A 22,750-nucleotide genomic window follows, 5' to 3' on the forward strand; every position below is an offset into this window, starting at 1 on the left:
AGGCCATGGCGGAAACAAAACTCGTCCCGATCCGGTTCGAAGACGGCTTATGGGAAGGCCACTATTCAGGAAGTATCGCACCCCAACTTGAAGCCCGGTACCGGGATCAGATCCTGCAAGATATCGAGGTTTCTGAGGCCGAAGGTGGCTGGCATGTTCGGGTTCCCGTACCAACGGTCCTGTTGTCCGATGGTGTGCATAGTGTGATTATCCTCGACAGCGCTTCACAGGAAAAAGTGGGTGACATCACCGTAATCGCGGGTGCGCCGGCCGTGGGCGATATCCGCGCCGAGATGGACCTGCTGCGCGCCGAACTTGACCTTCTGAAGCGCGTGGTGCGTCGGTTGAGCGCTGATCAGGGTTGATCGGCCAAAAGCCTGCAGGTTCTACGTAGCCGAAGCCTGCTTGGACGCATTCCTATCTTTTTCGCTGAATTCATGCATGATTGAGCCACCAAGGAAACTCTGGGGGCCGGATGGAACGTGACAGCATTATCAAGGTCATAGCGCTGATGGTAACGGCGTTTGGCATCGGCATAGACTTTACCGGTGCGCTGATGCTGGTTCCCGCGATCGAAAACTCGTTTGATGCCAATATCACCAGTACTCAGTGGGTATTGAACATCTATGCGCTGTTCTTCGCCATGACGATGGTTGCAGGTGGCCGGCTGGGCGACATGTACGGTCATCGCAAGATCATGATCATCGGATTGTCGCTGTTTCTATTCGCCTCGGTCATGTGTTTCGTATCTCCCAGTCTTGATTTCCTGATCGGCGCACGCGCGCTTCAGGGTATCGGCGCGGGATGCGTGTGGCCGTGCACGCTGGCTTTCGGGGCCACAAGGGTATCCCGTGAGGAACACCGTGCCATGGTGATGGGTTTGATCCTTGCCGGTGTCACGACCGGCAATGTATTTGGTCCGATGATCAGCGGGTTTGTCGTCAACCTTGGGGATTGGCGCCTGTTCTTTCTGGCAAATGTCGTCTTCTCGTGCATCTCGATGGCCACGGCATTCGTGCTGATGCAGCCGGACAAGAGCCACAAGACAGGTGAGCACATTGACTTTACCGGAATGGGTGTCCTTTCTTTTGCTGTCCTGCTGCTGCTGTACGCGCTGGATGTCGGATCGGACTGGGGCTGGCTGTCCGTTCCGCTGATGTTTCTGTTTTTCCTCAGCGCGGCGCTGTTTCTGTTGTTCCCACGCGTGGAAAAACGGGTGAAAGAACCGCTTTTGCTGCCGCAGATGATGCATAATCCGCAATTTCGCATCACCTTGGGGCTGAACATGTTCAACGTCTCGGCGGCCTTTGTGGGGTTGCTTTATTTTCCGCAATACATGCAAAAGGTTCTGGGCTGGTCGGTATTTGAATCTGCTCTGGGCCTAGCACCGCTGACCGTTCTTTTGGCGGTCGGGTCGATCGTGTCAGGCACATTGTATAATGATTTCGGACCCAAGCGCCTGCTGTTCTGGGGGTATCTCTGCGCTACGATAGGCGCGGCCAGTGTCGTCGTGATGCCGGCCGGGCTGGGGTATTTCCAAATTCTTCCGGGGATGGCTCTGATCGGGTTGGGAGCGACACTGACGGTTGGCCCGTCGGGCACCGCCGCCGTTTGCGCCGTCAAGCCCGAACGCGCCGGCCTGGTTGGCGGTCTGAGCTTCATGGTGCACTTGGTCTATGGCGCCATTTCGGTCGCCTGCGCGACGGCCATCATGTACATGGTCAGCCTGTCCAGCTTCCGCGAGCACCTTGCCAAAGCTGGCATCGACATGTCCCTAGCCGATCAAAAAGCCATCAATGGCGGTACTTTGACGACCAAGACCGCGCAGGCTGTCATGCAGAAATTCAGCGCGCCCGAGGCCGAAAAGATCAAATCCGCGTTGTCGATGGCCTTTGACAGCGGGATGGACATGGCTTTTGTCTTTTCAACGCTGTCGGTGTCGATAGGGCTGGTTCTGGCGCTGATGCTTGACGAAAAGAAACTGCACAAAATCGAGAGCTGAGCCAAAAGAAAAGGCCGCGGAAAACCGCGGCCCTTCGGTCATTGTTTGCGCAGCTTACTGCGATGCCCGCTCTGTCGGATTGAAGGCGGACAGGCCTTTGAGAATGTCGATCGCATAGGCCAACTGGTAGTCTTCGTTGCGCAGTTCGGCGGTTTCTTCCGCTTTGGTGCGGTCTTCCTCGATCTGGCGGATTTCATCCTCGGTCAAACTGTCATTGTTCAGGCTGCCCCGCAGGTCGGCCTCGGACCGGGTGCGGGCGTTGCTTTCTTCCTCTTCCTCTTCCTCAGCCTCGGGACGGACGCGGGGCTGTTCCACGATGATGTCGGGGCTGACACCCAAAGCCTGGATCGACCGACCCGACGGGGTGTAGTAGCGCGAGGTGGTCAGACGCATCGCCCCGTCGCCACGCAGCGGCATCACGGTCTGAACCGATCCTTTGCCGAAGCTTTTGGTGCCGACGACGATCGCGCGGTGGTGATCCTTCAATGCACCTGCAACAATCTCGGATGCCGAAGCCGATCCGCCGTTGATCAACACTACAATCGGCTTGCCCTGGGCAAGATCACCCGGGGTTGCGTTGAAGCGTTCACCATCTTCGGGATTGCGCCCACGGGTCGAGACGATCTCGCCCTCGTTCAGGAATGCGTCCGATACCTTGATGGCTTGGGTCAACAGCCCGCCGGGGTTGTTGCGCAGGTCCAGAACAAAGCCGTTCACCTTGTCGATGCCGCCAGCTTCGGCGATCTGCTTTTCCAAGCCCTCTTTCAGGTTCGGGAAGGTCTGATCGTTGAAGGTGGTCACACGAAGCACCACGCTGGCGCCTTCGGTGCGGGCGCGAACGGCGGTCAGTTTGATCGTGTCGCGGATGATGGTCACATCGAATGGGTCGGGTTCGCCTTCCCGCACGACGGTGATGACGATTTCCGAACCGACCGGGCCGCGCATCAGGTCGACTGCTTTGTCCAGCGTCAGGCCCAGGATGCTTTCGCCGTCCACATGGGTAATGAAATCGCCGGCCTCGATGCCCGCCTCATCCGCAGGCGTGCCGTCAATCGGCGAGACGACTTTGACGAAGCCATCCTCTTGGGTGACCTCGATGCCCAGCCCGCCGAATTCACCGCGCGTCTGTACGCGCATCTGCTCGGCGTCGTCCGGGGAAAGATAGCTTGAATGCGGATCCAGCGACGTCAACATGCCGTCGATCGCAGCCTCGATCAGTTCTTCGGGGGCGACTTCCTCAACATACTGGGCGCGGATCCGTTCGAAGATGTCTCCGAACAGGTCAAGTTGTTCATAGACTCCGGCCTTGTTTTCGGCCTCTTGCGCCAGCAGTGGCCCGGCGATCTGGGTAGTCGCAATAATCCCTGCCACGGTGCCGGCCAGACCGGCCATCACAAATCTCTTCATACTCGTCTATCCATCCTTGTCTGTCCGGAACCATGATTCCGGATCCACGGGGCTATGGTTCTCTCTTACCTCTATATAGAGCGTTTCTGGACGATCAGTTCCAGTGCCATCACCGCTTGTTGACAAAATCGCGCCGATTTCTGGTGTTTGACCGGGCATCAGGCCCACTGGTGTGCCTTCGGGGATCACCTGACCGGGGTCCCCATACACCTCCTGAAGGCCGGAGAAGACAAAAAGCAAACCGGGCTGCGGTTCCAGGATCACAAGGTTTCCGAGGTCCAGAAGCGGCCCTCTGTATCGGATCGTGGCCGCTGTCGGCGACAGCACCAATGCACGTGGTCTGGTTCCCAGTACAAGCCCCGGACGCGTGACCCCGGCGGCGTCCGTTTCGCCGGAACGATGGAGTATGACGCCTTGGGTCGGCAGCGGAATCTGTCCTTTCAGTTGGGACACATCCGCGTTCGAGGTTATGATTTCTCCATCCGATATTTCAGACAGACCGCTGGCGAACCCATCCAGCGTCTCCGTCGATGAGATCAGGATGGCTGTCCGTACTGGGTCTTCGATGAAGCGGCGCGGCAGGTCGGTACGGTCCGCTATGGCCTCGCTCAGCTTCGTCCTAGCATTCTGCACGCCTTCCAACCCTTCGGTCAGAGTGTCCGCAGCGCTTTGTTGCAATCGGCGCAGGGTCTGCACCTCGTCCAGATCCCGAGCCAGCGCCCGGGCCCTGGTGTTCAGGCCAGGCGTGACTTCGGACAGCATCATCCCGGTGCGTGCCGCCCCCAGCGGCCCGGCCGGGTGCAGCATCAGAACCGGTGGCGCCGTGGTTTCGATGGTTTGCAGCACGCCCAGCAACTGGCGGATTTCACGTTCCCGCGCGTTCAGCTCGGCGGTCAGCTGGCTTTCGCGCAAAGCCGCCCGGCGCAGCCCATCGCGCATGGCGGCCAGTCCGGCTTCATAGGCCTGAATCGTCTCGGTCAGGGCGCGCACGCGGTCGCGGGCCGTTTCCGCCTCGGTCAGCGCGATCGAGGCCTGTTCCAGCATCTGCGCCGCATCCAGCGCCGCCTGCGCGGGGTCCGTCGCGGCCTGGGCCGCCTGCCCCGCCATCAGGGCCGCCAGAAGAAGCGCGCGCAGCCTCATGACAGCAGGCTCTGACCCGTCATTTCCGGCGGCTTGGGCAGGCCCATCAGGTTCAGCACCGTAGGCGCCAGATCGGACAGGCGACCTTCGCGCAGGGTTGCGCCCTCGGGTCCGCCGACCAGCGCCACGGGCACCGGGTTCAGCGTGTGGGCGGTGTGCGGGCCGCCGGTTTCGGGGTCGATCATGGTTTCGCAATTGCCGTGATCGGCCGTCACGATCATCGCACCGCCGGCCTTTTCCAGCGCGGCGACCACACGGGCCAGGCCCTGATCCACGGCCTCGCAGGCTGTGATCGCCGCCTGCAGGTCACCGGTATGGCCCACCATGTCGGGGTTTGCGTAATTGGTGACGATCAGGTCATAGCCGGCCTCGATCGCCTTGACGAAATTGTCCGTCACCTCGGCGGCCGACATCTCGGGCTGCAGGTCATAGGTCGCCACCTTGGGCGACGGGGCCATATAGCGATCCTCGCCGGGCTCGGGGGTTTCCTTGCCGCCGTTCAGGAAGAACGTGACATGGGGGTATTTCTCGGTTTCGGCCAGGCGGAACTGGCGCAGGCCCTGCTTGGCAACCCATTCGCCCAGCGTGTTCACGATCTCGCGCTTGGGGAAAACGGTCGTCATGTAGGCATTGTGGCCGTCGGAATACTCCACCATGCCCAGCAGCGCCGACAGCTGCGGGCGCGGGCCGGTGTCGAATTCGGCGAAATCAGGTTCGGCAATGGCGCGCAGGATCTCGCGGGCGCGGTCGGCGCGGAAGTTGAGGCAGAAGAACCCGTCACCGTCGCGGACGCCGTCGTAGCCGGGCAGAACCGTGGGCGCGATGAACTCGTCCGTTTCGCCCCGGTCGTAGGCGGCCTGAATCGCAGCGCTTGCGGTATCGGCCTGCCCACCCTGCCCTTTAATGATCGCTTCATAGGCGTGTCCGACCCGTTCCCACCGGTTGTCGCGGTCCATGGCATAATACCGCCCCGAGACGGTGACGACGCGCGCGTTCGCAGGCAGGCGGCGCTCCAGCTCGGCCAGGAAGTCCAGCGCCGATTTCGGGGCCACGTCGCGTCCGTCGGTGATGGCGTGCAGCGCCACCGGCACGCCCGCCTCGGTGATCGCTTTTGCTGCGGCGACGATATGGTTCAGGTGCCCATGCACCCCGCCATCCGAGACCAGCCCCATCAGATGCGCGGTCCCACCCGCCGCCTTCACCTTGGCGACAAAGTCCTGCAGCGCAGCGTTTTCGAAGAACGAGCCGTCTTCGATTGCAAGATCGATCTGGCCCAGATCCATGGCCACGACCCGCCCGGCCCCGATATTGGTGTGCCCGACCTCGGAATTACCCATCTGGCCGCTGGGCAGGCCCACATCAGGGCCATGGGTGATCAGCCACGCGTGCGGACCCTTGGTCATGATCGCGTCGAATGTGGGCGTGTGGGCCAGATAGGGCGCGTTGGCCTGCGTGTCGTCGGACAGACCCCAACCATCAAGGATACACAGGACGACGGGTTTGGGTGCGCTCATGTCGGGTCTCCGGTAACTGCTCTTGTCCGTTCTTCTATCCCCTGCCCGCCGCGTCGTGAACCGCCTTTTGCGGCGACCCGCGCCGCGTCGGGCTATTTCCTGATCTGCTGCCAGGGCCGGGCCTTGCGGCCGCGATACTTGACCGTCAGTTCGGGCGGGGCGTCGCGTTCGTCATAAGCGCCCAGGATCACGCCCTTGCCGCGACTTTTGGTGCGCATCTCGACCAGTTCGGTCGCCGAGCGGGTGGTGCGCTGCGACGGACGCCGGGCCCAGTCGAACAGGTGGTCGTACATTTGCGCGATCACATCCGCATAGGCCGCACTGTCGCCCAGATCGGTCAGTTCGTCGGGGTCGTTTTCCAGATCGAACAGGATCGGGCGGAACCCGCCTTCGCAATGGATCAACTTCCATTTTTTCGTGGCCACCATGAACATCGCCGCATCACGCACCGACACGCCCAGCGTTTCCGCGATGGGCGAGGCCGAATAGTCGTATTCGCAGATCACGAATTTGCGCGGGGTCTCGTCCGCCTGCCCGTGCAGGATTGGCAGCAGCGAGTGGCCTTCCAGAATATGGTCGGGCACCGCACCGCCCGCGACCTCGACGAAAGTGGGGGCCAGGTCGATCGACTCGACCAGCGCGTCGCAGGTGGTGCCGCGCGTGGCATCGGCCTGTTCGGACGGGTCGTAGATGATCAGCGGCACCTTGGTCGAAGCGTCGTGGAAGAACGTCTTTTCGCCCATCCAGTGATCGCCCAGGAAATCGCCATGGTCCGAGGTCAGCACGATCATCGTGTCGCCCATGCGGCCGGTCTGCTCCATCCAATCCAGCAACCGCCCGATCTGGTCGTCGGCCTGCTTGATCAGGCCCATATAGGCGGGGATCACCGCCGCGCGTACATCCTGCCGCCAGAATGTCTGACCGATCTTGGTGTGCATGAAGGCGCTCAGCACGGGGTGCGCCTCGGCCCGCTCGGTCTCGGACCGGTTGGGCGGCAGAACATGCTCGGGCCCGTACATCGAGGCATAGGGCTCGGGGACGATATAGGGCCAGTGCGGCTTGATGTAGCTCAGGTGGCAGCACCATGGGCCGTCATGGGTTTCCATGAATTCCATGCCGCGCGTGGTCAGATAGGGGGTCTCGCTATCTTCCTCGGCAATGTTCGCGGCCTGCGGCGCGTTCTTAAGGAACCAGCCCGACAACACGTTTCCATCGGCATCCAGGCCGGAATTGGCAAAGTCGTGCCAGGGGTTGTCGCCGTCATAGCCCTTGTCGGCCAGCCACGCGTTGTAGGCGCGGGCCCCGTCGGGGTCATAGAACCCGTCAGGGCCTTCGGGGCGCATCCCGTCGTCGCGCTCGAACACGTCGAAACCGCATTCGGCCACGCGCGCGCCGATCAGGCTGTCGGGTTCCAAGCCCAGCCGCGCCATGCCCTCGGCGTCGGCGCGCATATGGGTCTTGCCGACCAGCCAGCAGTCCATCCCCGCCTTGCGCAGATGGTCGCCCATGGTCTGTTCGCCCACCTTCAACGGAATGCCGTTCCACGAGGCGCCATGTGACTGCACATAGCGCCCGGTATAGGTGGACATGCGCGAACTGCCGCAGATCGGCGACTGGATATAGGCCCGCGTGAACCGCACGCCGCGCGCGGCCAGCCGGTCGATATTGGGCGTGTGCAGATGTGGATGGCCGTAACAGCTCAGGTAATCCCAGCGAAGCTGGTCGAACATGATGAACAGGATGTTGCGGGCCTTGGCCATTCAGTGCTGCGCGCCCTGGCTTTCCATCTGTTCCACCATCCGGCGGGCGCGCTTGCATTGCAGCTTGTCACGCAGAGGGCTGTTGGGGTCCACGTCTTTTTGGCACACCACGCATTTGTCGGCCCCCGAGATCGCGTTCAGCCCGCCGCAACTGCCCTTGATGGTCTTGCCCATCAGCATCACGCCCAGCGACATGCCGACCATGATGATCAGCAGCAGAACAAACGCGAGAATAAAGGTGCTCATCAGCCGGCCCGCCCTTCAGTTCGATCCCAGCGCATCCTTGAACGCGCTGCTTTGTACCGTGATATAGGCATCTTCGCCGCCTGTCACATCCCGCGAGATGAAAAACACCGCCAAACCCAGCTGATCGGCCAGTTTCAGCCCCCGCTCCTGCCCCAGCGCCAGCATCGCAGTGGCCCAGGCATCGGCCATCATCGCATTTTCGGCCAGAACCGTGACCGAGGTCGTCCGATGCGTGATCGGGCGTCCGGTGATCGGGTCGATGATGTGCGAATACCGCACCCCGTCCTGTTCGAAGAAGTTCTTGTAGTCGCCCGAGGTCGCCATGCCACGGTTGTCCAGCGGCACGATGAATTGCACGGTCTGCGACCCGGCTTCGGGCTTTTCGATGCCGATGCGCCAGGCCTCGCCCTTGTCGTTCTGACCGCGGGCCACCAGGTCGCCGCCGATCTCAACCATGTAGTTCTCGATGCCGGCCTCTCGCAGCGTCTCGGCCACGGCGTCGATCCCGTAGCCCTTGGCGATGGCCGAAAGGTTGATCCCCACGCCCGGTTGCGCCTTGGCCAGCGTCCCGGCCTGTTCATCCAGCGTCAGCAGGCGCGCCTGCCCCACTTGTTCCAGCGCTGCCGCGATCTCGGCATCCGACGGTACCGGGTCTTCGGGCTTGCGCGGGCCGAAGCCCCACAGCTCGATCAGCGGGCCAAGCGTCACGTCGAACACGCCGCCGCTTTGGTCGTGCACCTGGTTGGCCGCCGCGATCACATAGGCGAATTCCTGTGACACCGGCATCGGGTCGGTGCTGGCCGAGGCGGAAAAGACCGAGACTTCGGAATTCGGGTCCCAGTTGGACATCTTGGCATTCACCTGCGCCAGCGTTTCCTCCACGGAGGTGGACAGGGCCGCCTCGTCCAGATCCTCGCCGATTGCGGTGATGTGATAGGTCGTGCCCATGGTTTCGCCGGACAGACGGACGATCTCGGGCTCCTCGTCGAACAGACAGCCAAAAACAACAAGCGGCAGGGCCAGAGCAAGCAGTCGGCGCATGGGGCGATCTCCTGGAAAAGTGTTGCCCGGCATATGCCAGCGGCCCCACCCAGAGTCAAACCTGCGTCAGGGCACCAGCGGCAGGAAGCCCAGGACCAGCAGCCCGGCCGCAGCGGGCACACCAAACAGCCACGCGCGTTTCTGCCAACCAGGGGGCTGTTCTTTCCACAGTTTGCGAAAATTATGTCCGCAGATCACGACCAGAAGGAAGATCAGGGCGGCAACCGCAGGAGACAGATGGAGTTGGGTCACGGGGTCCGGTTTTTCCTTGCGACCCGGCGCGGTTGCGCCGGTTTTTGAATTTGCACCCTATACAGGTTTCTCTGCTGCGATAAGGTGGTGAGGACAGCCTGTAGCGTTGAAGGAGGAGACCGCCCATGGCCCCAAGCTCTTACCAGCCCCCGACACGTGGCGACAAGGCCGGGTCAAGCACTTACAGCCAATCCGCCGAGTCGAATTTGTCACATACTCAGACCACTGTCGCCAAATTGCTGGAAGGAAAAGGTGATGCGGTGTTTTCGGTTCGGCCGAATGACACCATCCATTCGGTGGTCGAAATTCTAAAGGAGAAACGCATCGGGGCGGTTGTCGTCACCGATCAGAACGGCGCACTGCAGGGGATCCTGTCCGAGCGGGATATCGTTCGCCGCATGGCGGATACTCCGGGTCAGACGCTGCCACAATCGGTCGAGGCGCTGATGACACGCGATGTCCGGACCTGCACGCCGGACGACCTGCTGATGGACGTGCTGAAGACAATGACCGAGGGGCGTTTCCGGCACATGCCGGTTCTTCGCGACGGCAAGCTCTGCGGCATGATCACCATCGGAGATGTCGTGCATTTCCGGCTGAAAGAGCTGGAATACGAAGCCCTGCGCATGAAGCAGATGATCGTCGGCTAGATAGTCACACGTTGTAGCAACGGGCATAGGCCGTATAGGCCTGCCCGCCTGCCTTGGTCTGTTTTCGGGCAGACCTCAGGTCCGACATGACCAGCCCCGTGACCTGCAAGTTCACGCTGGAAAACTCGCGCAGCGCCTGTTCCAACTGGGCACGGGACGTGATGGCCGGCGCAACCGACAGAAGGATCGCGTCACAGGCCTGCCCGATTACCCGGGCGTCAGGAACGGCCAGTACCGGTGGGCTGTCGATCAGAATATTTTCGTAGTCTGCCCGCAACCCCGTCATGAGGTCATGAAAGCGCGAAGACGAAAAAGTATCTGCAGCGCTATGTGTGCTGCGCTCGCCCATCAGAACATCGACCGAGCCCCGCCAGGCTTTGCGCGAAGGCAATCGACATCGTGGTCTTACCCTCATCCGGTGCCGACGAGGTGCACAGAATGACCTGCGGTGGAGCGTCCGAATTTGGCGACAGCAGAGACGTTCGCAGGTTTCTGGCCGCCTCCGAGAGCGGTGACGTCGGATTTGTGGACACGTACCCGGCCAACTGACTGCGCTGGCGGATCGTCGCCAATGGCAAATGGCCCAGAACCGGTACGCTGGTAGTCAGCTCCAGATCGGACCCCGTCGGAACCGCAGCTTGCCGGATTTGTCGGACAAGAACGATGCCCAGCCCCAATGCCGCCCCGGCGATCACCACAAGAAACATGGTCAGACCAGAACGCGGTGCAACTTGTTTGCCCGGAGTGGCTGTCGAAATTATGCGGCAGTCCGGCGTTTGTGCGCCCTGTTGGACGGCGGCTTCCTTCAGCCTGGAAAGAAAGGTTTCGTGCAGCAACTGGGTTGCGCGGGCGTCGCGTTCGAACTGGCGTAATTCGGCCGTCACACCGGCATTCTTTTCATATTCCAACTCAAGTGTCGTGAGCAGTTGAGACAGGGTTCGGGACTGGTGATCGAGTTCGGCGCGTTCGCGGGCATTCTGGGCGATCAATTCTGAAACACGTTCGGCGAGAGCTATCCTAGCGGCTGCGCCTCCCGTGGCGACCTGCCTTGAAAGGCTGCTGAGAATGCGATCATGAATGATTTCAGGAACCTCGCCTCTGAAGTGTTCGGGGTCCAAGTCAACAAGTGTCTGGTCCAGTTGGTCAAGCTCTTGAAGACGGCTCTGCAGATTGGCCAACGTTGTTCGGGTTTCCGAAAGCTGCGCGGCCAGTGCATCGGGGTTGGCGGCCGCAGGATCTTGATGGCGTCCTCCTGCCGGGCGATTTCCTGCTCCAGCCCGGCCACCCGGTCCGACAACCATGAAACAGTTTCGGTCAGTCCTTCGGCTTTTCCGTTGATCTGATTCCGAACAAAAAAGCTGGGCCAAGGTATCCGCAATCTCAGCCGACTTCTGAGGGTCATTGGTTGTTGTGCTGCTCCGGATAACATCTGAATTCCGGACGTTCTTGATAGATATCGCCTGTGTGACGTTTTCCGCGACAATGCCCAGGTCTTCGCTGTCCGGCCGGTCCGCCGGTTTATGCCAAGGTACGGTCCAACGCGATGCGAGGATGGCTGGATTGAACTCGGGATCATTCTGGAGGGTCAACTCCAAATCTAGATTGTGCATCATACGAGCAGAGCCAAGGATTTCGACTTGAGTATTGATGCCGGAGATGTCTCCGCCTAGCCCCGTCATGGCCTGCGACGGCACGTCGGAATAGCCCGCAGGGCGTGTCAGAACCAGCGTCGTTTCGGACCGGAAGCGGGGTTTCATCGCAAAGGTCGAGATCCCAAATCCCTGCAAAAGGCCGCGACCCGCGCAGGCGGCGATTGTGTATCAGTGCGCCCAACACAGCCGGACAAAGGCCAGAAGGTTCAAACCGCCCACGGTTTCCTCGCGCCTGTTCGCGCCATGAGGTTTTTCGTCAGTTTTGTTAGGCCTTTGCAAGTGCTTGCGATCTGACAACGTCTCTCAGCGTCGATTGTCCTTGAATCCGGCAACCGCCTGCAGCGTCCGCCGAACAATCCAAAATTCGAAAGCAAGGCTCGGATTATTGATGTAGTAATGGTCTGCCCAAACTTTTTTCCGAATATCTTTTGGGTTTTATGCGTAACCGACTTCGGTCTGGGCATAGCCGCTGATTTCGGGGCGGACGCCAAGCCGGGCGCGGTAATCGGGCACATCTCGCAGATAAAACCGCGCGTGGTGGATGCAATCTGGGCGGGGACCGATCAAGCTCATGTTACCAAGCAGCACGTTGATGACTTGCGGAAGCTCATCAATCCGGGATCGGCGCAATGCGCGACCCAGGGGCGTGATACACGACGTTTCGACCGGGCCATAGGGTCCACTGATCTCACCGTGCCCGGGCTTAATTGAACGGAATTTGTAGGCGACGAACGCTCTTCCTCCTCTGCCCATACGGATCTGGCGGAAAAACAAGCGCCCTCGGTTTGGAATGGGGTTCATGACCAGCAACAGAACTGCACAAACCGCCACAAGTGGCAACAGGGCCAGAGAAACAGCAACATCCATGAAGCGTTTGGCGACACTGAATGTCAGACTTACGCGCGGCGCGGCAATACCGGAAAAAGTGGTCTGGGAACCAACAAAATCGATACTCATCCATCCCCTTTTGAGCGTCTGATGCCGCGTAGGCTCAGCGGGAGTTTCGCTGCGGAATGGTAAATGCCGAGTTAGCGTTAATGGAGTATTACGAGATCATCTTTTGACTATAGCCGTCATGCTCGACTGGCGGTGTCCGAGGCTTCATTCTCGGGGCTTGTTGATACGAAATTGACGGTGCCCGGGCTGATGTCTGCCGCCGTGAGCCGACCGGTTGCAAACGCGCCGGTGTCGATCGAAATCACCCGGCCACTGACCTTTGGATCTGGGACTATGGTATGCCCGTGCACGACCCATTGGCCATCCGTTCGAGCGGTGGACGGGAAATTGGGGTGCCCCCACAAACAGACATGGCGCGGTTGGTCATCGATTGGCAAAGCCGGATCAAGGGCCGCGTGGACGATGGAGACATTCCCGCTTGACCAGGTCAGTGGCCGGTTTTCGAGCCAAGTCAGAACCGGGTCACCGATCACAGACCGCAACTGATGCGAGATTTGGACAGCATCTTCGCCCAGTGTCGCTTCGGTTATTCCCGTCAGGCCGAACGACGCGAGTGTCTGAAGCCCACCGTTTCCCAGCCACAAGCGACTGGTCCGCTTGGGCTCCTCGATAAATCGAAGCAGCATCTCTTCATGATTGCCCAGCAGACAAATCACTTCGCGCTCGCCGTTTTCCGAAAGATGCCGCAGGTGATGCAAAACCTGAGCGCTGTAATCTCCACGGTCGACATAGTCCCCTACAAATACCAGAGGAATGTCCGGATCGAGCCGGGTCAGCAGTTGCTGCAACAGGTCCAGCCGCCCGTGTATGTCACCAACAACATAGAACCGCCGATCGGGTGCCAGGGTCCCCAGCAGCGATTCCTGCTCAGGCTCGCCGGTACTTCGCCTGAGTTTTTTGATCCACGATCCTATCATCAGACCTGTTCCCTATCGCGCCGTGGCCCCGGCAGCAATGGTGGACAGGGCCGGCTGACGCCACCGCCGTAGATGTGAACAACAGGTTATTGAGGCGGGCGGGCAACGCAAGGGTCCTCGGCACTAGAGTGGCCGCCGACAAACAACAGGAGCTTTCCATGCCTTCTATGACTTACAAACCGGCCGCGCAGTGGTCTGTCGAAAACCGCCACGTTGCGGCCGCGGACCATGGCATTCTTCTCAGCAACGTGGGTGGTGCATCGATCCGCTTTGAAATCGCCACCGACGATGCCATCCCTGAATTGGAAGCGGCTTTGGGTCACACGGTTCAACCGGTGCGGTCTTTTGCGACGCAGATCAGAGCAGGCGAGCGCCTATGGCTGGTCGGTGACGATGCCCTATCGGCCACGCAGTCTGCCGCAGTCCTTCTATGAAACCGCAAGCACCGGACCGGCCCACTCTCGGTTGGCTGCGCTGCCGGATGGTCCTGCCGTTCCGGATTTCACCCCAGAGCCGCTTGAGTTGCGCGCGCCTCCGCGAGTGAAGGCTCCACCCTACCACCTGGGACCGGGTGATATGGTGGCGATCATACGCCCCGCACGGGTTGCCGAACTTGCTGGCGCGGGCGCTCAGCGGAATACCTTCACCGTCCGCGATGACGGCACGATCTCGATCCCCGACGCCGGTCGGGTGCAAGTCCCCGGCCGAACGATAAGTGAGGCGGAAACAACCGTGTCGCTGGAGGTGGTGGCGTACAACTCGAAACACGTCGCAGTAGGCGGGCTGGTTGCAACGCCGGTCGTGGTGCCGCTGACCGTCACTCCCTTGACACTCGGTCAGGCGATTGCCGCGGCCGGAGGCCTGACGACCCGGGATCGAGAGCTGGGCACGATCCGCATCTACCGTAGTGGGGATTTGTAAAAGATTCCGTTGCGAAACTACCTGGCCCGACCGGACTTCCGGCAACTGGTCCTTTTGAACGGGGACGCCGTGTTTGCCGATACCAGCTATGACCTGGACCGGCTCTTGCGATTTATCGCGATCAGATCGACGTCATCAGCCTGAACCGGCAGGCTCGGGGGGTCGCCTTGGCCGAACTTTAGCAGGAGGTCGATCTGCGCAGCGCCGAACTGACGGAGTTACGTGACAATTTCACGGTTCGCAGCCAACTGGGTTCCGAACAGCGCGAAAATGTCTATCTAGGGGGAGAGTTCCGCAAGAATGCTCGTGTTCCCCTGCCCTACGGCCAGCACCTGAGCCTGGCCGACGCTTTGTTCGGCGAAGGCGGTTACAGCACCAGAACGGCAGACGCGTCGCAAATCTATGTACTGCGTGCCTCTCCCAAACCTGAGGAAATCGGTGCGTTCACTGCCTGGCACCTCGATGCGCGCAATCCCGCGGCATTGTCGATCGCGGCCCGTATGGAACTGCGTCCCAACGATATTGTTTTCATCCAGGAACAGCCGATCACGACCTGGGGTCGGGCGCTGGATCAATTCCTGCCCTCGCTGGTCAATGCGGGTCTGGACGCGGCAAATGGTTGACGCGCCCTGCCCTGCATCGGATATGAGGTCCCACCGACCGATAATCCCCTTGACCTTGGCGGGTCGAAAGGGTCCCTGATGGTCGGGATTGTTGATTTGCGTTCGAGGGTTTTATGCAACGGGTATTGATTACGGGCACTGCGGGCTTCATCGGGTTCCACCTGGCCAAGCTGCTGTTGTCCGAAGGGTTTCAGGTCCATGGCTATGACGGGATGACGGATTACTACGACGTCACTCTCAAACAGCGCCGCCATCAGATGCTGTTGCAGACGCCCGGCTTCTCGGCAACCGAGGATCTGTTGGAAAACCACGAACGCCTCATGCAGGTTGCAGACGAATTCCAGCCCGAGGTTATCGTTCACCTCGCCGCTCAGGCGGGTGTGCGTTACAGCCTTGAACACCCGCGCAGCTATATCGATTCAAACGTTGTGGGTACGTTCAACGTGATGGAGGTGGCCCGTCAGCACAAGGTCGGGCACCTGCTCATGGCCTCTACCTCTTCGGTTTACGGGGCAAACGAAGACATGCCCTTTACCGAGGTGGAAAAGGCCGACACCCAATTGACGATCTATTCTGCCACCAAGAAGGCGAACGAAGCGATGGGCCATTCCTATGCCCATCTCTGGGATCTGCCCACGACCATGTTCCGGTTCTTCACCGTATACGGCACCTGGGGCCGTCCGGACCTGGCTCTGTACAAGTTTGTCGATGCAATTCTGGATGGGCGCCCGATCGACATTTACAATCACGGCGAAATGTATCGCGACTTCACCAATGTGAACGACCTGGTGCGCGGAATCCAGTTGTTGATCGATGCGGTCCCCGTCCGTCCGGACAGCCCCGAGGATATCGAGGAGGGTGACAGCCTGTCGCCGGTCGCGCCTTATCGTGTGGTCAACATCGGGAATGGTGACAAGGTGCGTCTGATGGATTTCGTCGAAGCAATCGAGGAAGCCGTGGGCAAGAAGGCGATCCGGAATTACATGCCCATGCAGATGGGTGATGTTCCGGCGACTTGGGCCAATACCGACCTGCTCCAACGCCTGACCGGGTATCGTCCGCAGACCGATTTCAAGGATGGAATCGCTCAGTTCGTCGAATGGTTCCGCGAATACCACGGCAAATGATCTAGTGACCCGGACCTGACGTATGCTTGAAACGAACCCCAATTCCCGTCGGATCGCCGTGATCGGTCTGGGCTATGTCGGCCTGCCGCTGGCCGCTGCCTTTGGAAAGATTGGACCGGTTCTGGGCTTTGACATCAATCCCACGCGCATCGACGCGTTGCGCCAAGGCAAGGACGCCACGCATGAGGTCAGCGAAGACGAGCTGTCCGCCGCCGGGGGGTTAAGATTTACCACCGACCCCGCCGATCTGACGGGCTGTGACACGTATATCGTGACGGTGCCGACACCGATCACAGCACAAAAACAGCCAGACCTCGCACCATTGATGCGCGCCTCTGAAACGGTTGGACGGGTGTTGAAGCCTGGTGATCTGGTCATCTATGAATCAACCGTCTACCCCGGCGCGACCGAGGAAGACTGCGTCCCGATCCTCGAGCGGGAATCCGGCTTGCGTTTCAACGTGGATTTCTTTGCCGGGTACAGTCCTGAGAGGATCAATCCCGGCGACAAGGCGCATCGCATCGCCGATATCTGCAAGGTGACGTCCGGATCGACGCCTAAGGCCGCCGATCTGGTGGACGCGCTCTATGCGCGGATCATCAGGGCGGGAACGCACAAGGCCGAAAGCATCCGCGTGGCCGAGGCTGCGAAGGTGATCGAGAACACACAGCGCGATCTGAATATCGCCTTGGTGAACGAACTCGCCATGATCTTTGGCCGCCTCGGCATCGACACCGATGCCGTGCTGCGCGCGGCGGGCACCAAATGGAATTTCCTGCCCTTCCGCCCCGGCCTTGTCGGTGGGCATTGCATCGGGGTCGACCCCTACTACCTGACCCACAAGGCCGAGGCCGTTGGCCATCATCCCCAGGTCATTCTGGCAGGGCGGCGCCTGAATGATGGAATGGGCGCATATGTCGTGGCCCAGTTGGTCAAGCGGATGATCCGCGAGCGGATCGAGATGACGGACGCCCGGGTCCTGGTCATGGGGCTGACCTTCAAGGAAAACTGCCCTGATCTGCGAAACACCCGGGTCGTGGACATCGTTCACGAGTTGCAGAGCTACGGCGTGATCGTAGACGTGCACGATCCCCATGCCGACCCGCAAGCCGCACGTGACGAATATGGGATCGACCTGCTGGAGCACCCCAAGCCCGGCACCTATGACGGTATCGTCCTTGCGGTTGCCCATGACGCATATCTTGCGATGGATCCGGCCGAAATCCGAGCGTTCGGAAAGGCCCGGAATGTCCTGTTCGACGTCAAATCCTGCCTGCCGCGCAGCGCCAGTGATCTGAGGCTCTGACCCGCGCCAGCACACTGACATGAGAGACACTCTCTGACTGTGAAACCTCTGTCCGCAAGGTCCGAGGCCCTGTGGGTTGCCGCCGGCCATTTCAGCCTTCTGACCGGCGGGCTGGCGCTGGTCCGGGTGCAGACCGGCCTGTTGGAGCCGTCGGTTTATGCGCACTTGGCTTTGGCCTTGACGGTCTTCAGCTTTGGGCAGGTGGCCGGTTTCGGTGGTCTGAACCAAGCCATAACACGATTGTACGCACTGGCCGAGCAGCGGCGGGCGTTGGCGGCCTATCGAAGCTGCGTCTGCAAAAAGTACCTGCAGGCCGCCGGTGCGTGTTCCGCGGTGCTATGCGTCCTTGCTTTTGTGTCAGCGCTGACTGGCGCCGCCACCACTGCGCTGCTAGTTCTTTCCGTGTTGCCGTATTCGTTGTTGAACGGCGCGCTCAGCGCGCTGATTGCGATGGGGAATGCAGCACGTTGTCGTCCGGTGGGCTCAGGGCCTGGGCCTATTTCCTGTTGCGATACGTGATCTGGCTGGGATTTTTGGACAGCCGCCAAGGGCGGCGGTTTCACCGGCTGCAGGGTCTTTGGTATCGTCGTCGAGTCGACCGGACGTTGGCGTTGGTAGCACGCTACATGCGGGACAACCGCGTTGACCCACCGACGGCAATACGCAGCGCTCTGGGTCTTGATGTTACAAAATGAAACCGGCGCAAGATTGCGCCGGTTTTTTCTTAGCCACCAAAGTCGTCCAGCATGATGTCTTCGCGATCAACACCCAGATCCAGTAGCATGTTGATGACCGACTGGTTCATGATCGGCGGACCGCACATGTAGAATTCGCAGTCTTCGGGCGCCGGGTGGTTCTTGAGGTATTCCTCGAACAGCACGTTGTGGATGAACCCTGTGTAGCCATCCCAATCGTCGCCCGGTTGCGGGTCGGACAAAGCAACGTGCCACTCGAAGTTTTCGTTCTCGGCTGCCAGCTGGTCGAAATCTTCAACATAGAACATCTCGCGGCGTGACCGGGCACCGTACCAGAAAGTGATCTTGCGTTTGGTGTTCAGACGCTTGAGCTGGTCGAAGATGTGGCTGCGCATCGGGGCCATGCCCGCGCCGCCACCAACGAACACCATCTCTTTGTCGGTCTCGCGTGCGAAGAATTCCCCAAACGGACCCGAGATCGTGACTTTGTCACCCGGCTTCAGGTTGAAGATGTAGGACGACATCTGCCCGGGCGGAATGCCTTCGGACCCCGGCGGGGGCGAGGCGATCCGCACGTTGAGCATGATGATGCCTTTTTCGTTGGGGTAGTTGGCCATCGAATAGGCCCGCTCGATCGGTTCGGCAACCGTGGATTTGTACTGCCACAGATTGAACTTGTCCCAATCCTCACGGTATTCCTCGGCGACGTCGAAATCGCTGTAGTCGACCTTGTGCGCCGGGGCGGCGATCTGGATGTATCCGCCAGCGCGGAAATTCACATCCTCGCCCTCGGGAAGTTCCAGCACCAGTTCCTTGATGAAGGTCGCCACGTTGTCGTTCGACCGGACGGTGCATTCCCATTTCTTGACGCCAAAGACCTCTTCGGGAACTTCGATCTTCATGTCCTGCTTGACGGCCACCTGGCACGACAGGCGGTCTCCACAAGTGGCCTCGCGCTTGGTGATGTGGCTTTCTTCGGTCGGCAGGATCGACCCGCCGCCCTCCAGTACACGCACCCGGCATTGCGCGCAGGTACCGCCGCCGCCGCAGGCCGACGGAACGAACAGCTTTTCGGCTGCCAGCGTCTGCAGCAGCTTGCCGCCGGCAGGAACCGAGATGGTTTTCTCACCGTTGATGGTGATGTTGACGTTGCCCGATGAAACCAGCCGAGACCGGGCCGCCATGATCAGCGCGACCAAGGCCAGAACGATCAGGGTGAAAAGGACAACGCCGAGCGAGAAAGTTTCCATGCCCCTGCCCCTTTACAGTTTGACGCCCGAGAAGGACATGAAGGCCATCGCCATCAGACCTGCGGTGATGAAGGTGATGCCGAGGCCCTGCAGCCCGTCCGGAATGTCGGAATATTTCAGTTTTTCGCGCACGCCAGCCATGGCGGTGATCGCCAGCGCCCAACCAAAGCCCGAGGACAGGCCATAGGTTGCGGCCTCGGCAAAGTTGTAGTCGCGCTCGACCATGAACAGCGAGCCGCCCAGGATGGCGCAGTTCACCGTGATCAGCGGCAGGAAGATCCCCAGCGCGTTGTAGAGCGGCGGGAAATACTTGTCCAAGACCATCTCGAGGATCTGCACCATCGCCGCGATCACGCCGATATATGAAATCAGGCCGAGAAAGGTCAGGTCAACATCCGGGAACCCGGCCCACGCCAGCGCACCGGGCTTGAGCAGGTAGTTCAGCAACAGGTTGTTGGCCGGAACGGTGATGGCCTGCACGACCATGACCGAGATCCCAAGCCCCAGCGCCGTCGAGATTTTTTTCGACACGGCGATGAAGGTACACATGCCCAGGAAAAAACTGAGCGCGAGGTTTTCGACGAAGATGGCCTTCACGGCCAGTGAGATGAGACCTTCCATCAGTGCGCCTCTACCTGCTGGATCTTGTATTCACGTTCCTCGACCTGGTTCGGCTTCCACGTACGGAAGGCCCAGATGATCAGGCCGATGATGAAAAAGGCCGACGGCGGCAGAAGCAGCAAGCCGTTGGGGACGTACCAGCCACCGTTGTTCACGGTATCCAGGATGGTCACCCCAAACAGAGAGCCCGAGCCGAACAGCTCGCGGATGACGCCGACCAGCATAAGGATCAGGCCATAACCCATGCCGTTGCCCAAGCCGTCGATGAAGGACGCCACGGGCGGGTTCTTCATGGCAAAGGCTTCGGCCCGGCCCATCACGATGCAGTTGGTGATGATCAGGCCCACGAAGACCGACAGCGTTTTCGATATCTCGAAGGCATAGGCCTTGAGGATCTGGTCGACCAGGATCACCAGCGACGCGATGATGACCATCTGCACGATGATCCGGATCGAGCCGGGGATCTGGTTGCGCAGGCATGAGATGAAGAAGGACGAAAACGCCGTCACGAACATCACGGCCAGCGACATCACGAAGGCCACTTGCAGCGACGAAGTTACCGCCAGCGCCGAGCAGATACCCAACACCTGCAGCGTGATCGGGTTGTTGTCGACAAGCGGGTCGACCAGCAGATCTTTCTTGGTCTGTGACATCAGATCTCTCCTGCTTGCAGCTTGGCCAGGAACGGAGCATAGCCCGCGTCCCCCATCCAGAATTTCACCAGGTTGTCGACGCCGACCGTAGTCAGGGTCGCGCCGGCCAGCGCATCGATATAGAAGTCAGGCCCTGCGGCGGGCATGGTTTTGGCGACCGTGATCTGCAGATCACCCGTATCGTCGCGCAGCTTCTTGCCGCTCCAGAGGGCTTTCCAACGCGGGTTGTCCACCTCGGCCCCCAGGCCCGGCGTTTCCCCGTGCTGATAGAATTGCAGCCCGAAGATGTCGTTGCCATTCGCTTCGAGCGCGATGAAGCCATAGAGCGTAGACCACAGCCCATAGCCGTGGACCGGTAGGATCACCTTGTCCAGCGCGCCGTTTTCGTCGCGCAGCAGGTAGATCACGCGGTATTTCGCCTTGCGGCCGATGCCGGCAGGGTCGTCGGCAAGCGGCTCGCTCAACTCGGGGTCACTGGCGGCGGCAATGTCGTCGAACGTGGCCGGGTCGAACTGGTCGTCGACGAACTCACCCGTCGCCAGTTCCAGCACATGCGGTTCGAAAGCGGCAAAAGCCTCGGCCACGTCGATGCCCGGCTCATAAACGCCCGCGACCTGCAGAACGTTGATCTGCTTGTCCTTGAGCTTGTTGGCCTCTTGCACCGGGCGCAGGCTGACGGCCGCTGCCGACACGATCATCGAAGCAACCAGGCACACGGCGACCGCGATGAAAATTGTCTTGCCAACCGAGTCCGGCGAGGCCGCCAGGAACCGGGCGATGGCGCCTTTGGGTTCAGGGGATTGCGTATCAGACATGGCGACGCGCCCTCCGTTTGATGTTTGCCTGAACGACGAAATGGTCGATCAGCGGCGCAAAGACGTTGCCGAACAGGATGGCCAGCATCATGCCTTCGGGGAAGGCCGGGTTCACCACCCGGATCATCACGACCATGACCCCGATCAGCGCGCCATAGATATAGCGGCCCATGTTGGTGTGGCTGGCCGAGACCGGCTCGGTCACCATGAAGGCCAGACCGAACGCATAACCGCCCAGCACGACGTGCCAGTACCACGGCATCGCGAACATCGGGTTGGTGTCCGATCCGATCAGGTTCAGCAGCAGGGTAAAGCCGATGGTCCCTGCCAGACAGCCCACGATCAGGCGGTAGTTGGCAATCTTGGTCATCAGCAGGAAGGCCAGCCCGACCATGCAGGCCAGGGTCGATGTCTCACCAAAGCTGCCCTGGATCGAGCCGAAGAAGGCGTTCCACCATGTGATGCCCTCGGCCGCCAGCGCCTGGTAGCCGTCGGCGGCTGAAACGGCCAGCGCGGTCGCGCCGGAAAAACCGTCGACCGGGGTCCAGACCGCGTCGCCCGACATGGATGCGGGATAGGCGAAATACAGGAAGGCGCGCCCCACCAGCGCGGGGTTGAGGAAGTTCTTACCGGTGCCCCCGAACACTTCCTTGCCGATGACCACACCAAAGATGATCCCCAGCGCCACCTGCCACAACGGCGCGGTGGCCGGCATGATCAGCGTGTACAGCATCGAGGTGACGAGAAAGCCCTCGTTCACTTCATGCCCGCGCACGGTGGCAAAGATAACCTCGAAGGTGCCGCCCGCGACCAGTGTCACGATATAGATCGGCAGGAAATACATTAGCCCGTGCATCACGTTGGCAAAGATGCTGGAGGGATCCAGAGAAATGCCCAGGGCCTGCAGGATGGCGATGCGCCACCCGGTCGCCGACTCCGGGCCCAGCGTCACGATGGCCGAGTTGGCCTGGAAGCCGGTATTGTACATGCCCCACAGGATGCAGGGGATGGTGGCGATCACGACATAGGTCATGATCCGTTTCATATCCACGTAGGACCGCGCGTGCGGCGCCACGGATGTTACGGTTTTCGGAGTGTAGATAAAGCTTTCCACCATCTCGTAGATGGGGAAAAACTTCTCGTACTTGCCGCCCTTGGTGAAGTTCGGCTCGATCCGGTCAAAGAAGCTGCGCAAACCCAT

The 22,750-nt window shown here is 60.5% G+C and carries 25 protein-coding genes; 9 read left to right on the forward strand and 16 right to left on the reverse strand.

Features of this window, described 5'->3' with window-relative positions:
* Window positions 1–5 precede the first annotated feature (5 nt).
* Window positions 6–365, forward strand: a complete 360-nt coding sequence (locus ACR0NY_RS15240) for a hypothetical protein (RefSeq protein ID WP_170369316.1) — start codon at window positions 6–8, stop codon at window positions 363–365.
* A gap of 110 nt (window positions 366–475) precedes the next feature.
* Window positions 476–2,002: an MFS transporter gene (locus tag ACR0NY_RS15245; RefSeq protein WP_170369318.1), complete on the forward strand. Its 1,527-nt coding sequence runs from the start codon at window positions 476–478 to the stop codon at window positions 2,000–2,002.
* Window positions 2,003–2,056: 54 nt separating this feature from the next.
* Here ACR0NY_RS15245 and ACR0NY_RS15250 read toward each other — a convergent pair whose 3' ends face one another.
* The 7 genes from ACR0NY_RS15250 to ACR0NY_RS15280 form a co-directional block, all read right to left on the reverse strand.
* Window positions 2,057–3,409 carry a S41 family peptidase gene (locus ACR0NY_RS15250; protein ID WP_170369321.1) on the reverse strand — a complete coding sequence of 451 codons (1,353 nt, stop codon included), beginning with the start codon at window positions 3,407–3,409 and terminating at the stop codon, window positions 2,057–2,059.
* A gap of 6 nt (window positions 3,410–3,415) precedes the next feature.
* Window positions 3,416–4,549 carry a murein hydrolase activator EnvC family protein gene (locus ACR0NY_RS15255; protein ID WP_170369323.1) on the reverse strand — a complete coding sequence of 378 codons (1,134 nt, stop codon included), beginning with the start codon at window positions 4,547–4,549 and terminating at the stop codon, window positions 3,416–3,418.
* Complete coding sequence (gene gpmI, locus ACR0NY_RS15260; protein WP_170369325.1) at window positions 4,546–6,063, reverse strand: 2,3-bisphosphoglycerate-independent phosphoglycerate mutase; 1,518 nt, start codon at window positions 6,061–6,063, stop codon at window positions 4,546–4,548. Before gpmI ends, ACR0NY_RS15255 begins: the two co-directional genes overlap by 4 nt.
* Window positions 6,064–6,155: 92 nt before the next feature.
* Window positions 6,156–7,823, reverse strand: a complete 1,668-nt coding sequence (locus ACR0NY_RS15265; protein WP_170369326.1) for a sulfatase-like hydrolase/transferase — start codon at window positions 7,821–7,823, stop codon at window positions 6,156–6,158.
* Window positions 7,824–8,069 (reverse strand): (Na+)-NQR maturation NqrM, encoded by a 246-nt coding sequence (nqrM, locus tag ACR0NY_RS15270; RefSeq protein WP_093963352.1) that lies wholly within the window; start codon window positions 8,067–8,069, stop codon window positions 7,824–7,826.
* 15 nt (window positions 8,070–8,084) lie between these two features.
* Window positions 8,085–9,110 carry an FAD:protein FMN transferase gene (locus tag ACR0NY_RS15275; RefSeq protein ID WP_170369327.1) on the reverse strand — a complete coding sequence of 342 codons (1,026 nt, stop codon included), beginning with the start codon at window positions 9,108–9,110 and terminating at the stop codon, window positions 8,085–8,087.
* Between the two features lie 66 nt (window positions 9,111–9,176).
* Complete coding sequence (locus tag ACR0NY_RS15280) at window positions 9,177–9,362, reverse strand: hypothetical protein (RefSeq protein WP_093963354.1); 186 nt, start codon at window positions 9,360–9,362, stop codon at window positions 9,177–9,179.
* A gap of 125 nt (window positions 9,363–9,487) precedes the next feature.
* Here ACR0NY_RS15280 and ACR0NY_RS15285 point away from each other — a divergent pair, with 125 nt between their 5' ends.
* Window positions 9,488–10,012 (forward strand): CBS domain-containing protein, encoded by a 525-nt coding sequence (locus tag ACR0NY_RS15285; RefSeq protein WP_093963355.1) that lies wholly within the window; start codon window positions 9,488–9,490, stop codon window positions 10,010–10,012.
* A gap of 4 nt (window positions 10,013–10,016) precedes the next feature.
* Here ACR0NY_RS15285 and ACR0NY_RS15290 read toward each other — a convergent pair whose 3' ends face one another.
* The 4 genes from ACR0NY_RS15290 to ACR0NY_RS15305 all read right to left on the reverse strand — a co-directional run bounded on the left by ACR0NY_RS15290 (window position 10,017) and on the right by ACR0NY_RS15305 (window position 13,538).
* Entirely contained in the window at window positions 10,017–10,298 is a 282-nt protein-coding gene (locus tag ACR0NY_RS15290; protein ID WP_170341500.1) for a tyrosine-protein kinase family protein, read from the reverse strand.
* A gap of 40 nt (window positions 10,299–10,338) precedes the next feature.
* Entirely contained in the window at window positions 10,339–11,769 is a 1,431-nt protein-coding gene (locus ACR0NY_RS15295) for a GumC family protein (RefSeq protein ID WP_170369330.1), read from the reverse strand.
* A 330-nt stretch (window positions 11,770–12,099) separates the two neighbouring features.
* Entirely contained in the window at window positions 12,100–12,621 is a 522-nt protein-coding gene (locus ACR0NY_RS15300) for a sugar transferase (RefSeq protein ID WP_170341496.1), read from the reverse strand.
* A gap of 116 nt (window positions 12,622–12,737) precedes the next feature.
* A complete protein-coding gene (locus ACR0NY_RS15305) occupies window positions 12,738–13,538 on the reverse strand; it encodes a metallophosphoesterase family protein (RefSeq protein ID WP_170369331.1) in 801 nt (266 codons plus the stop codon).
* A 158-nt stretch (window positions 13,539–13,696) separates the two neighbouring features.
* Between ACR0NY_RS15305 and ACR0NY_RS15310 the strand changes: the two genes are divergently transcribed.
* The 6 genes from ACR0NY_RS15310 to ACR0NY_RS15335 all read left to right on the forward strand — a co-directional run bounded on the left by ACR0NY_RS15310 (window position 13,697) and on the right by ACR0NY_RS15335 (window position 18,034).
* Complete coding sequence (locus ACR0NY_RS15310) at window positions 13,697–13,972, forward strand: hypothetical protein (protein WP_170369332.1); 276 nt, start codon at window positions 13,697–13,699, stop codon at window positions 13,970–13,972.
* Window positions 13,932–14,459 carry a polysaccharide biosynthesis/export family protein gene (locus ACR0NY_RS15315; RefSeq protein ID WP_170341491.1) on the forward strand — a complete coding sequence of 176 codons (528 nt, stop codon included), beginning with the start codon at window positions 13,932–13,934 and terminating at the stop codon, window positions 14,457–14,459. The genes ACR0NY_RS15310 and ACR0NY_RS15315 overlap by 41 nt, the downstream gene beginning before the upstream one ends.
* A 248-nt stretch (window positions 14,460–14,707) precedes the next feature.
* Complete coding sequence (locus ACR0NY_RS15320) at window positions 14,708–15,082, forward strand: polysaccharide biosynthesis/export family protein (RefSeq protein WP_437342592.1); 375 nt, start codon at window positions 14,708–14,710, stop codon at window positions 15,080–15,082.
* Between the two features lie 113 nt (window positions 15,083–15,195).
* On the forward strand, window positions 15,196–16,209 hold the full coding sequence (locus ACR0NY_RS15325) for a GDP-mannose 4,6-dehydratase (RefSeq protein ID WP_170369335.1): 1,014 nt from the start codon (window positions 15,196–15,198) through the stop codon (window positions 16,207–16,209).
* Window positions 16,210–16,231: 22 nt separating this feature from the next.
* The gene (gene tviB, locus ACR0NY_RS15330; protein WP_170341486.1) at window positions 16,232–17,515 is read left to right on the forward strand and encodes a Vi polysaccharide biosynthesis UDP-N-acetylglucosamine C-6 dehydrogenase TviB; all 1,284 of its coding nucleotides are present in this window, start codon (window positions 16,232–16,234) and stop codon (window positions 17,513–17,515) included.
* 39 nt (window positions 17,516–17,554) lie between these two features.
* Window positions 17,555–18,034 (forward strand): polysaccharide biosynthesis protein, encoded by a 480-nt coding sequence (locus tag ACR0NY_RS15335; RefSeq protein WP_170341484.1) that lies wholly within the window; start codon window positions 17,555–17,557, stop codon window positions 18,032–18,034.
* Window positions 18,035–18,239: 205 nt separating this feature from the next.
* On the opposite strand, the gene nqrF is transcribed toward ACR0NY_RS15335, so the two are convergent.
* Genes nqrF through ACR0NY_RS15360 form a run of 5 tightly spaced genes read right to left on the reverse strand, consistent with a single transcriptional unit; the run spans window position 18,240 to window position 22,750 of the window.
* Window positions 18,240–19,460: an NADH:ubiquinone reductase (Na(+)-transporting) subunit F gene (gene nqrF, locus ACR0NY_RS15340; RefSeq protein WP_170369336.1), complete on the reverse strand. Its 1,221-nt coding sequence runs from the start codon at window positions 19,458–19,460 to the stop codon at window positions 18,240–18,242.
* Between the two features lie 12 nt (window positions 19,461–19,472).
* Complete coding sequence (nqrE, locus tag ACR0NY_RS15345) at window positions 19,473–20,081, reverse strand: NADH:ubiquinone reductase (Na(+)-transporting) subunit E (RefSeq protein WP_050603817.1); 609 nt, start codon at window positions 20,079–20,081, stop codon at window positions 19,473–19,475.
* On the reverse strand, window positions 20,081–20,734 hold the full coding sequence (locus ACR0NY_RS15350; RefSeq protein ID WP_170369337.1) for an NADH:ubiquinone reductase (Na(+)-transporting) subunit D: 654 nt from the start codon (window positions 20,732–20,734) through the stop codon (window positions 20,081–20,083). Before ACR0NY_RS15350 ends, nqrE begins: the two co-directional genes overlap by 1 nt.
* Window positions 20,734–21,549 carry a Na(+)-translocating NADH-quinone reductase subunit C gene (locus tag ACR0NY_RS15355; protein ID WP_170341479.1) on the reverse strand — a complete coding sequence of 272 codons (816 nt, stop codon included), beginning with the start codon at window positions 21,547–21,549 and terminating at the stop codon, window positions 20,734–20,736. The genes ACR0NY_RS15350 and ACR0NY_RS15355 overlap by 1 nt, the downstream gene beginning before the upstream one ends.
* Complete coding sequence (locus ACR0NY_RS15360) at window positions 21,542–22,750, reverse strand: NADH:ubiquinone reductase (Na(+)-transporting) subunit B (RefSeq protein WP_170341477.1); 1,209 nt, start codon at window positions 22,748–22,750, stop codon at window positions 21,542–21,544. The genes ACR0NY_RS15355 and ACR0NY_RS15360 overlap by 8 nt, the downstream gene beginning before the upstream one ends.

Source organism: Ruegeria sp. BJ5 (assembly GCF_056537865.1).